Annotated in this window: 12 protein-coding genes; 3 read left to right on the top strand and 9 right to left on the bottom strand. The window is 47.0% G+C overall.

All coding sequences use genetic code 11. The features are described 5' to 3' along the window. The coding region (locus tag PN498_RS01920) for a hypothetical protein (protein WP_272060985.1) at positions 1-287 on the top strand (287 nt) is incomplete at its 5' end. A gap of 274 nt (positions 288-561) precedes the next feature. Here PN498_RS01920 and PN498_RS01915 read toward each other — a convergent pair. Both PN498_RS01915 and PN498_RS01910 read right to left on the bottom strand, forming a co-directional pair. After that, positions 562-1,902 (bottom strand): MFS transporter, encoded by a 1,341-nt coding sequence (locus PN498_RS01915; RefSeq protein ID WP_272060988.1) that lies wholly within the window; start codon positions 1,900-1,902, stop codon positions 562-564. Positions 1,903-1,907: 5 nt separating this feature from the next. Next, positions 1,908-2,069: a hypothetical protein gene (locus tag PN498_RS01910; RefSeq protein WP_272060984.1), complete on the bottom strand. Its 162-nt coding sequence runs from the start codon at positions 2,067-2,069 to the stop codon at positions 1,908-1,910. 336 nt (positions 2,070-2,405) lie between these two features. On the opposite strand from PN498_RS01910, the gene PN498_RS01905 reads away from it, so the two are divergent. Continuing rightward, on the top strand, positions 2,406-3,158 hold the full coding sequence (locus tag PN498_RS01905; protein ID WP_272060983.1) for a phosphatase PAP2 family protein: 753 nt from the start codon (positions 2,406-2,408) through the stop codon (positions 3,156-3,158). Between the two features lie 316 nt (positions 3,159-3,474). Here PN498_RS01905 and PN498_RS01900 read toward each other — a convergent pair whose 3' ends face one another. The 7 genes from PN498_RS01900 to PN498_RS01870 form a co-directional block, all read right to left on the bottom strand. Next, a complete protein-coding gene (locus PN498_RS01900) occupies positions 3,475-3,834 on the bottom strand; it encodes a hypothetical protein (RefSeq protein ID WP_334312215.1) in 360 nt (119 codons plus the stop codon). 105 nt (positions 3,835-3,939) lie between these two features. Next, positions 3,940-4,575: an HPF/RaiA family ribosome-associated protein gene (locus tag PN498_RS01895; protein ID WP_272060982.1), complete on the bottom strand. Its 636-nt coding sequence runs from the start codon at positions 4,573-4,575 to the stop codon at positions 3,940-3,942. A 105-nt stretch (positions 4,576-4,680) separates the two neighbouring features. Then, complete coding sequence (locus PN498_RS01890; protein ID WP_272060981.1) at positions 4,681-5,970, bottom strand: glucose-1-phosphate adenylyltransferase; 1,290 nt, start codon at positions 5,968-5,970, stop codon at positions 4,681-4,683. Positions 5,971-6,224: 254 nt separating this feature from the next. Further along, complete coding sequence (locus PN498_RS01885) at positions 6,225-6,884, bottom strand: WGxxGxxG family protein (protein ID WP_272060980.1); 660 nt, start codon at positions 6,882-6,884, stop codon at positions 6,225-6,227. A gap of 277 nt (positions 6,885-7,161) precedes the next feature. Next, positions 7,162-7,794 (bottom strand): TenA family transcriptional regulator, encoded by a 633-nt coding sequence (locus PN498_RS01880; protein WP_272060979.1) that lies wholly within the window; start codon positions 7,792-7,794, stop codon positions 7,162-7,164. 346 nt (positions 7,795-8,140) lie between these two features. Next, a complete protein-coding gene (locus PN498_RS01875; RefSeq protein ID WP_272060978.1) occupies positions 8,141-8,980 on the bottom strand; it encodes a DUF1206 domain-containing protein in 840 nt (279 codons plus the stop codon). Positions 8,981-9,238: 258 nt separating this feature from the next. After that, positions 9,239-9,772 carry a Dps family protein gene (locus tag PN498_RS01870; RefSeq protein WP_272060977.1) on the bottom strand — a complete coding sequence of 178 codons (534 nt, stop codon included), beginning with the start codon at positions 9,770-9,772 and terminating at the stop codon, positions 9,239-9,241. A gap of 171 nt (positions 9,773-9,943) precedes the next feature. On the opposite strand from PN498_RS01870, the gene PN498_RS01865 reads away from it, so the two are divergent. Next, positions 9,944-10,240: a hypothetical protein gene (locus PN498_RS01865; RefSeq protein ID WP_334312214.1), complete on the top strand. Its 297-nt coding sequence runs from the start codon at positions 9,944-9,946 to the stop codon at positions 10,238-10,240. Positions 10,241-10,307: the final 67 nt, after the last annotated feature.

Here is a 10,307-nt window from a genome sequence, read left to right as displayed (position 1 = left end):
TCGTGATTACCATTCAATACTTTCTGCCGTCTCACCACGCTGAGGCGGCACCGCCGTCGCTGCCGAGTCAGCCCGCTCATCCCCAGCGACGACACAAGCGACTGCGCCTGTATCTCGTCGGCACCGAAGCAGACACCCAAAGCGCAATCGACCTGTTTCACCTACGAAACTGCATCGAGCGCATCGAGTGGAGTCCGAAGATCGACGTGCCGGAGAACGGCGTGCTGATTCGCCAAGACCCCGGCGATGTGTTGCGGTACTTGCAGCGCGACAGGCTGTTCGAGTAAAGCGACTTATAGCCCTATGCAGCTTGGTCAAGTCCATCTCAGGGGCTTAAGGAAGGAATGAATTTTAAGTTCTCAGTTTTGAGTTTTGAATGATTGAGTCATCGGCGAATCCAAAGCTCAAAGTTGATACTTAAATAAGTTTCTGTTCCTAAGGGAGTAGGGAATGGGGTGTGCTTGATTCAAATGCATGCTGCCATAACAGGTGTGGTTAGAAGGGGCGATCACGGTTCTGTTTTGAAGGCGATCGCTCCGGCCCTTATCTCTCGTTAACCTGCTAGTCTCCGATCGCGGCAAGATTTTTGTCGCGATTGATAGTTTCTGACTCTACTTCTGACTCTACGATCGCTTCAGGTTCTGTCACCCTCAGCATTAGCAAAGCGCTGATGCCAAAAAAGACGCCGCCCAACAATAAAGCCCATAGGCGATCGCTCTGTAGAAACGTTGTCATTATCCAACCGAAGCTCAGAGACATAACGATTTGAGGCAACGCTAAAAAGCAGTTGAACAGCCCCATATACACACCACTTCGCTCATCGGGGAGGCTGTCTATCAGCAAAGCATAGGGAATTGACAGAATGCCAGCCCAAGCGATGCCAATGCCTACCATCGACAACAGAATAGGATATCGACTGTGGATCAGAGCCAGCGAAAGGAGGCCCACTGTTCCACACATTAGGCAGACTGCATAGATGGTCACCTTGCCCCAGCGCCGCGAGAGCGGGGTAATGAGCAATGAAGTTCCTAGGCAAATCAAGTTATAGAAGGCAATACAAATTCCAGCCCACTCAATACCATGCACATAGTCGGGAGACTGCTTATTAGGTGCTCCCAAGATGTTGATTGCGATCGCAGTCGGCAGATACAAAAAGGTGCAATACACGCCGAACCAGGTAAATAGCTGCACCCCTGCCAACTGACGCATAATTGGAGGCATTTGTGTAAACGCCTCTGCAATCCGCTTGAAAACTGACCCAATGGGTTTTTCAAGTACATCAGGCGCAGGTGGGGCTTCTTTGACCGTCCAATAGGTCCATAACGCGCTGACAAGATAGAGAACAGCGCCAACGTAGTAGGCCCAGCAAATGGTGGTGGGCACCCCTACTTCCGCAGTTGATTCGACGGCGGGAATCTTCTCCAGCAGCCAGGGCAGCATTGACGCAGCGATCGCGCCCAAACCAATGCAAAATCCTTGAATCGAATAGCCCAAAGTTCTTTGAGCTGAGGGCAGCAAGTCTCCTACGAAAGACCTTGCTGGTGCAGTGCCCACGTTCAAACCAAACTGCAGCAGCCAGTAGATAACAACGGCTTGCCAAAGATGAGTCGAGTTGGGCATGAGAATAATCATGCCAAATCCTAGGATTGCCCCCGTTACAAAGAAAGGCTGGCGGCGACCCCACACACACCATGTGCAGTCACTCAGCTCTCCAATAATGGGTTGAACAACCAGTCCCATAATGGGAGCACCAAGCCAGAGTAGAGGAAGTTGACTGGCCTCCGCTCCCAAGCTTTCGAATATAGCGCTAGCGTTGGCGGTTTGGAGCCCATTAGCAACTTGCGCTCCCCAAAAGCCAATATTCATGTTCGCAAGCAAGCGGTAATTGGCGTTGTCTGACATCGAGGTCACAATGATTCCTGAGAATTTTCCAAGCGTGAGGGTTCATCACTTTCGTAACCATCTTGATCACCACCACCTAAAGCTAGCCCCAGAATGAACAATCCTAAAACGGCCAAAATGCCAACCACGACACCGATCAAAAGATTACTAGGACGGTTACTATTCATAGTTCAAGCAGCACTTTATGGTTACTCAGGACGGTATGCTTTTGACCTTAATGACTAGTAGGTCCATTGAAGTATCAAACTCACTAAAAATTCTCTTTATGCTTCAGAAAATATTTTTTACGCTGGCAGGCTCGCACGATATTAGCATCGCCATACCGACAAAAAAATTGAGATGCGAGGGCATAAGAGCGATCGCTTTTGACTAGAGTGACGTTTTTTAAGTCACTTCAAATCTATCTCAAGGGATAAGCTTCTGCCTGACCTAAGCCTTATTCTAAGACAATCTTTTTCACCTGAAAGTGAATATAGAAAGGCACTAATTTTTGCGAATAAAGAATGAATTGGGTAGCGTTTAAAGCCTTACGAGCAGGGTGGTATCAATTTTGGAAAGACTGTCGGCGGCTACCCAAGAAAGTGTGGCAGCGTTGGGCAGGAACACTTGCGATCGGCCTTGGCATTTGTGCCGTTCTTACGTTTGCCATGACAGTAATCGTCAAAGGATACGTTGACCAAGGTTTACAGGCTTGGGATGCAAGGACATTGCTCACCTTAGTCGACAAAATACCACTGAGTTTTTCAAGATCCATCACGTGGGAATCACCGGGTAATTCGTTGGGTTCCTTTCCAATCGTTGTGGTGTTCACCGGCATTATGATAGCTCGGTCTCGTCCACTCTTAGCCGCAACAATGGTTGTGGGTTATATCTTGCAGTTTGCCCTGGTTTGGATTGGGTGGGGCTATTGGAATCGTGCCCGCCCTGATTTAATCGCGGATGGCGTTGCTGCTTCTGGTCTTCATTCATTTCCATCGGGTCACACCATCGTCATCATTACTATCTATGGATTAATGGCTTATCTATGGTGGCGTGCAAGTCATAGCTGGCTTGAAAAAACCTTGGTTATTCTTTTAGGCGTGGTGTGGAACAGCCTGATTATGGCTTCTCGATTAGAGTTAGGCGCTCACTGGCCTACAGATGTCATTGTCGGATTTATTGTTGGCATTTTGTGGCTGACAACCATCATTACAGCCCTGCGACGGGCTGAAAGCGCCATGTCTGCCAACCAAGAAAAATATGAGAGCAGACTTTAGCTTAATGTTCCGCAAAAGCGTCATAGCTCCCTTAGAATGTCCCTTCCGAGGACTTTCAGACCGTTATAGCTTTTCAACTGAAATTAAGCTTACTGAGCAACGCCCCACACTTTAATTGTTCTCTTAGCCGTAACGAGCAACTAAGAAGATCTCTGGGAAAGAATTTACCGCTGGTAGGGTGTCATTAGCGCCGCGTGATGCCCGCAGCCGGGTATTTTAATTTTCAGAAATCTCCCAAGAACACGAACTGGTTTTAAAAAATTTAGGTGTCTCCTATGACAGAGACACCTAAAAAATCCAAGCCTTATTTACGAAACTAACGCCACTGACGCTCGCCTGATTCGTCTACCCGAGCTTGGCGGATAACGTCAGAGATCTCCTCCGCATCGTTGACATGATGAAGAGCTTTTTGCCCTTCTTCAGGATCGTCAACCACAAAGTAGGTTGGGACCACGATGTGATCACCTGTGATGTCTGGGGCATCAACAGCAACCTGCTGAGATTTTTCTTCCAGGGATGCATTTTCGTTGGGGCGATCGCCTGGATTAACTGTCGGATTCTCCTGTTCCAGAGTTTCACGATGCGCTTTTTTCTGTTCAGGAGAGACTTGTTCAGCTGTCAGAGGCTGATTGATATCTTTCTCATGACCATCTGAATTTTTACTTTGATTATCCATGTGTACGGGTTCTCTATCAACAGTTATTCTGAGAGTACGAAACAATGCAACAGCTAGCATCGCTCAAAAGGGACAAACTCTACGCTAAGTGACAACAGTTATCCCCTAACTTTGGACGTACTCCCAACCTTGAGGGGCTTCAGACTCGGCAGAATCACCTCGATTATCAGCAGGCCGAATTCCTGGTTTATCAACTAGCCGAATAGTACTAGCTTGAGGTCCATTTTCGCCTTCTGACGGAAAGAACTGAACACCAGCTCCCACACTTAAGCGATCATAATCGTCATGTAAGACGCTATTGCGATGGAAGTAAATTTCACGACCGTCCAGGGTCTTGATAAACCCATAATTTTGAGACGGAAACAGCTTTGTTACAATGCCGGCGATCGCTTGCTCTGTATGCTGCTTTCTACGTCCTTCTTGCTGCTGGTTGAGGTCTCGTAACTGACGTCTGGCGGCCTCAAAAGCATCCCGAATTACTGATTCTAAAGAGGCATATTGAACCCCCTCACCTGGATTTCGATCCGCTACAATTTCGTGATTGGGAGGGACCGTGATATCCAGCCTGACTCGGTATGGCGAGCCATGACTGGGATGCTCGTGGGCTTTCTCAACTGCAATATGACAACCAATAATATGGTCGCAAACCTCTTCCAACTTTTCCATTTTTGAACGAATTAGTGTTTCAAGTGCGTCGCTCTTTTCAACGCCTCGATAAGTAATATCAACTGGCATCTGCATGTCGATACCTCCTTCCTTGCTTGCAAAAAAAGGTCTAGCGTTCATCCATGAAATTAAGTCCTTTCATCTCAAGAACAAAAGACCTTCAAAAGTAAATGCAGTGATCTAAATGATTGTGTTGTCAGGTATAGTAGCGTCCTTCAAAATGACAACAATTCCACTGCGGATATAAAAACCTTCAGATTCTTTGTCAGCCTCTTCAACTCGGTCTTTATTCACAATCTTGACGTTACACCCAATGTGAGCGTTTTTATCGACAATGGCTTTTTCGATAATGCTGTTTTCGCCAATCCCAAGGGGCACGGCAGTAGCATCGCAACTGCTCTCGCGTTCAAAATTGGACTGATAATAATCGGCTCCCATAATCAAACTGTCTTTGATAGAACAGCCAGATTCAATGCGCGATCGAATACCAATGACGGAATTAACAATCTCGCACTCCTTCAGTACACAACCCTCGCTGATCATTGATTCAGTGACGGTACATTTCAGCTGTTTAGTGGGCGGAAGATAACGAGCGCGAGTGTAGATGGGAGCAGAGCTATTGTAGAAGCTGAAAGGAGGATTAGGCTGCTTAGCCAAGGCTAAGTTAGCCTCAAAGAAAGACTCGATTGTTCCAATATCCTCCCAATAATCATTAAACAGGAATGCCTGAACATTCTGCTGTTGCATGGCTTGAGGAAGAATCTCCTTACCAAAATCTGTGTGATCAGGATGCTTATTTAGGAGGTCGATCAACACATTGCGTTTAAAGACATAGATTCCCATTGAGGCGATATATGGCTTCGAAGCAGCTTCTTCCTGGGAAAGACCCAAGGTCGTTGTATCGACCTGCATCTCCTTAAGCGCATCACCTTTTGGCTTTTCGCTGAAATCGATAATGCGGCCATTATCATCAATTTTCATCAGGCCAAAACTAGAGGCTCGCTTCTCATCAATGGGTAGAACGGATAGCGTGATGTCTGCCCCCGTCTCACGATGGTGACGAATGAAGTTCTGATAATCCATGCGGTACAGGTGATCACCAGAGAGAATTAAGTACTCATCAACATCCAAATCTTTGAACATCCACATGTACTGGCGTACGGCGTCCGCTGTTCCCTGAAACCAGTTGTCGTTGTCAGGTGTCTGCTGAGCGGCTAGAACCTCAACAAATCCCTGCTGAAATCCAGAAAAGCCATAGGAGCGGGCAATGTGTTGATTGAGTGAAGCCGAATTGTACTGCGTCAGGACGTAGATTTTAAGAATATTGGAGTTGATACAGTTGCTGATAGGAATATCAATCAAACGATGCTTACCTGCCAAAGGAACAGCTGGCTTCGCTCTCATTTTTGTTAAGGGATACAGTCGTGTTCCAGCACCACCACCCAGAATGATTGAAAGTACTTTGTTCATTAGTTTTCCTTAGCAGCTGTTGATGATTTGACGTCTCGGCGAAAATTCGAGCCTGACAAACATCTACTAATTTTCCAGATGTTCTTGATCTACACATGAGCCGTCAGAAGGAAATCAGGTCTACGTCAATCTGTAGAAACCTTCTCCAGAAGCCTTTGTCGCCATTTTGCACTAAACGATGGGCGATCGCACTAACCCGTGATCGCCCACCACTCAAGCCTCAGCAGTAATCGCGCTAAGCTCGCCAAAACCTATTAGCGATAGGTGTCGTTTCTATTAGGGGTTGCTTGAGGATCCGTTGTTGTATAAGGCGTTGGACGAACGTCTGTTGCTGTTGTTGTACGGGGCGTTGTTGCATGAACGTCCGCAGTTGTGCGTGGTGCATTAGATTCATGAACCTCTACAACGTCACGGGTTTTCTTACCGCCTCCAGCAAGACCAAGGAGTCCAAGCAATCCTAGAAGTCCGAGCCATCCCCAGTTAGCACGCTCTTCAACGGCATCAGCAGTATCGACTGCGGCATCTTCAACATTTTCAGCAGCTGCGTCAACCCCTTCAGCCGCATCTTGAGCTACAGACTCGGTTGCGTCGACAGCGTTTCCAGCCGCATCAGCAGCGCCTTCAGCAGCATTCTCGATACCTTCACCAGTTGCCTCAATCGCGTTGCCCGTTGCATCAACAGCGCCTTCAGCAGCATCTTCGACCCCTTCACCAACGGCCTCACCTGTTTCTTGAAGACCGTCTACAGTTTCTTCCCCAGCAGTACCTAAGGCTTCCCCTGCGTCTTGAAACTCTTCGCCTGCCGATTCCTCAGTGTCTACATCTTGAGCGATCGCCAGATCAGCAATTGGTGCCGTTGCAAATCCTAAAGTAAGTAATGATGCCCCAGCAGCTTTCCAAAGTTGACTTTTCATAATTAAGCTTTCCTTGTGCGTCTATGCAACAGCAGATATGTTTCGGAATTTTCTCTGAGTCGAAAATATTCAACCTTAAACCTGCTGTATCCCAAGGCTAACAATTGGAAAAACGAAATTGCTTCTCACTAAATAGGTAAATTGAGAAATTCAAGGTCTTTCTAAGGTATTAATTTAGAGGAATTTTGGTAGCAGAAAGGTTTCAAGAAAGGCTGTTTTTATACGCTCTTCAGTGAGAAATAAAACAGCGTATAACTAATCCTATAAAAACCGTGGTTTAGTTGTCGTAACCGACTCCATAAGCCATTTGCCAGAAGTCTTTTTCAAGCACTGCGACTCGCAAGAAAGCAGCTTCGGCAGCTGCCTGAACTGGCTGCGGGACAGTCTCCAATGCCGCGTCTGCTTGCTGAGCCAGAAGTTTCACATAATCGGTAAATCCGGGATTACCCCACCGATCCGCAAACTCGTCGTAGGGCGCAGGCATTTTGCCGGGCAGTTGCCAGCCTTGATTGTAGGCGTACTCAATGCCCCACAAGGCTGTTGCCTGTACAGCATAAGGCACATTTACCAAGCTGCCCATAAACTCACAATACGTCTGACAAGTAGGTTGGCGAGGCGTATCGAGATTCAGCGATCGCTCAGCCGCTTTATCTCGAAACCAATTCAGTTCGTCTTGCAGTGCATTTAAGCCGCTTAAAAGAATATCCAAATCTTGATCAGGAGCAGCCGCCAGCGTTCGCCCTAAAAACCGAGTGAATTCAGTAACAAAGCGATAATCTTGCACCAGCCAAGTGTTAAACTGGGCCGGGCGAATGGTGCCCTCCTGACACTGCGTCAAAAAAGGATGAACCGTGGCTGCATGCCAAATGTCAGGATGGGCAGAGAGTAGGCTTTCACACGTCAAAGGCATCACATATCCCAAAAAAGCAGCTACCCTTGATTGTGACAAAAAGGAATCCTACTGCTTCGCCAATTTCATAGCCGTCGCCAGTCGTATTAGGACAAGACGGTGAGTCATTAAGCTACGTGGCAAGGATCCGAAGACTATTTAGTGCATCTGATAAGGTCAGTATCTTCTGGGAACAGAGGCACTCTAAGTCAAGAAGGTCAGTTGATTGTGAAATCAATCAACTGACCAATTTCGCGTTAAGGAACGGGAACGTATCTAAGTATCAACTTTGAACTTTGGATTCGCCGATGACTCAATCATTCAAAACTCAAAACTGAGAACTTAAAATTCATTCATTCCTAAAGGTCTACTGAGGAGAAATTCTGCGATACCGGGCCTGCACTATCATATGGATACCGTAGGCCAGCAGTCCCAAAGCTACGATGCCCATGAGAAATGCGCCGAAAGGCTGTTGCTGAAGGGCTTCTAAAGCACCCTCTGTCGTTTTCGCTTGGTCTGGATTTGCAGTTCTGGCTGCTTGGACGAAGAAATAGCCGATAATCAAAGAGACAATCCCTTTTGAAATCAGTCCAAATCGACCGATGCGAGTAGCCCAGTTCTCTTCCGCGCTGCTCATCTCAGAAAGCTTAAGCTTCTTCCGAAACTTTGTTTTAATGCCCCGGTAGATGCAGTAAAAACCATATCCTGCGGAGGCGACTCCGACTAGACCTACCAACCATTGTCCAAAAGGCTGTGAGAGTAGACTTGCGGTTTGCTGACTGGTGGAACTACCGCCGCTGCTAGACGACGAACCGCCACCACTGAAGACAATGCGAAAGGCTGCAAACGCTAAACTTCCGTAGATAAGTCCGCTAACCGCATAGGACAGTCGTCGAGCGATCGCACCAAAGCCATCGTCATTATGCTCAGGGTCGCGAGCCGCCTGAACAAAACGCCAGACAACATACCCCAAAAGGCCTACGGCTACCAAGAATAACAGTGTTTTGCCGAAAGGTTGATTAGCGATGGTTTGAAAAGCCCCCTTTGAGCCTTCAACCTTGCCACCCCAGTTAAAAGCAGCTTGAAACGCCAACACGCCGACAATCGAATAGACTACACCTTTGGCTGCATATCCAAAACGAGCTAAGCGTTCTATCCACTCTGCCGTTTCCCGCTTATTTGAATTGAACCGTGTTTGAGTATCCATAAAATTCTCTACAAAGTAGCCTTAAATGCGCCATAAATAATGAAGAGTCCATAGACCATTTGTGGTTCTACACCAACCTCAAGCAGATTTGTCAACGGCAGAGAGTTGGACTATGAACAAGCTTGCAAATGCTAGGTGTAATTAGAATTTCGAAGCTAATAGAGCGATATCCCATGGATCAATCCAGACGACTGATCCTGTACACGCACTTTGTTAAAAAGGAAGCTGCATCGCAAACGCGATGCAGCTGAATTAATCCTATGCTTTAGCTGGCGTCTGAAGCTCGCCTTCGCGATCGCCAGAAGGATTTAGCGATTCGCCCTCAATAAAGGAGCGCAACATCCAAGCCATTTCCTCATGCCCTTCCATCAAGCCAGTTAAGAAATCCGCAGTTCCTTCATCGTGGTACTGCTCAGAGCACTGGTCGATAGACTCGCGCAAATTGCGGATGATCTGCTCGTGGTCAGTTGCCAAGCGACGCACCATTTCAGTAGCACTAGGTAGATCACCTGCATGCTCGCGAATGGAAGCATTCTTCAGAAACCCTTCTGCGGTACCCAGGGGATAACCGCCTAGAGCACGGCTGCGCTCAGCGATTTCATCGATGCTGTCGGTCAACGCTTCGTAATGCTCTTCCCAAAGAGAGTGCAGAGAACGAAACTGAGGACCAACGACGTCCCAATGGTACTTTTTGGTCTTGATTAACAGAAGGTACGTATCTGACAAAGCCTTGTTCAGAATATCTACAGAACCTTGGCGTTGTTCGTCAGTTAATCCAATGTTGATTGCCATAAAGTATTTAAGTCTCGTTGACGTCTATGTGCTAATTAAAAGGTATTTACCATCAGGTTCTCATCTATCAGCTGTGGTAATCCTTATGCTCAGATGCCCATCCTTGGATAGGTTTGCAGTCTCAAATCATTCCTTAGCTAGATTGGATGCACTATCTCAGGACGTACTCTGGTGGCTATTCTTTGGTTTTTAGGAATAAGGTCAAAACTTTATATGAGTAGTTCATCGCCTTTAACAGGTCCCGTTTTAGTAGATTGTGCAAAAGCAAATGCTCATGATGGCGCGGTATTAGCTGCACAGCGCTGCGGTTATGGGAACGATGTTGAAGCTTTTCAGAGCGCCCTAAAATCAGCCTGTGCTGATATGGGAGTCGATATTAAAGATATTTCGGATCTGATTACCGATCAGCAGCAAGTCAAGACAATGGGCGGCACCGAAATCGCACCAGATACCCCTTCTGATCTTTAGTAAAATTGTTCAAATCATTGAGTTTTTTGCCCATTGACCGTAATGTCCATTTCGTTTTATCGGTCGC

Origin of the sequence: Oscillatoria sp. CS-180, assembly GCF_028330965.1 — a bacterium.
Lineage (GTDB): Bacteria > Cyanobacteriota > Cyanobacteriia > Phormidesmidales > Phormidesmidaceae > Halomicronema.
Note: the sequence above shows the minus strand (reverse complement) of the source record. Positions and strands in the feature narration are given on the sequence as shown.

Coding starts and splice junctions, on each gene's coding strand:
- PN498_RS01910 (WP_272060984.1), bottom strand. CDS start 2,069: ATGAATAGTAACCGTCCTAGTAATCTTTTGATCGGTGTCGTGGTTGGC.
- PN498_RS01875 (WP_272060978.1), bottom strand. CDS start 8,980: ATGGATACTCAAACACGGTTCAATTCAAATAAGCGGGAAACGGCAGAG.
- PN498_RS01915 (WP_272060988.1), bottom strand. CDS start 1,902: ATGTCAGACAACGCCAATTACCGCTTGCTTGCGAACATGAATATTGGC.
- PN498_RS01880 (WP_272060979.1), bottom strand. CDS start 7,794: ATGCCTTTGACGTGTGAAAGCCTACTCTCTGCCCATCCTGACATTTGG.
- PN498_RS01890 (WP_272060981.1), bottom strand. CDS start 5,970: ATGAACAAAGTACTTTCAATCATTCTGGGTGGTGGTGCTGGAACACGA.
- PN498_RS01885 (WP_272060980.1), bottom strand. CDS start 6,884: ATGAAAAGTCAACTTTGGAAAGCTGCTGGGGCATCATTACTTACTTTA.
- PN498_RS01905 (WP_272060983.1), top strand. CDS start 2,406: ATGAATTGGGTAGCGTTTAAAGCCTTACGAGCAGGGTGGTATCAATTT.
- PN498_RS01895 (WP_272060982.1), bottom strand. CDS start 4,575: ATGCAGATGCCAGTTGATATTACTTATCGAGGCGTTGAAAAGAGCGAC.
- PN498_RS01870 (WP_272060977.1), bottom strand. CDS start 9,772: ATGGCAATCAACATTGGATTAACTGACGAACAACGCCAAGGTTCTGTA.
- PN498_RS01900 (WP_334312215.1), bottom strand. CDS start 3,834: ATGGATAATCAAAGTAAAAATTCAGATGGTCATGAGAAAGATATCAAT.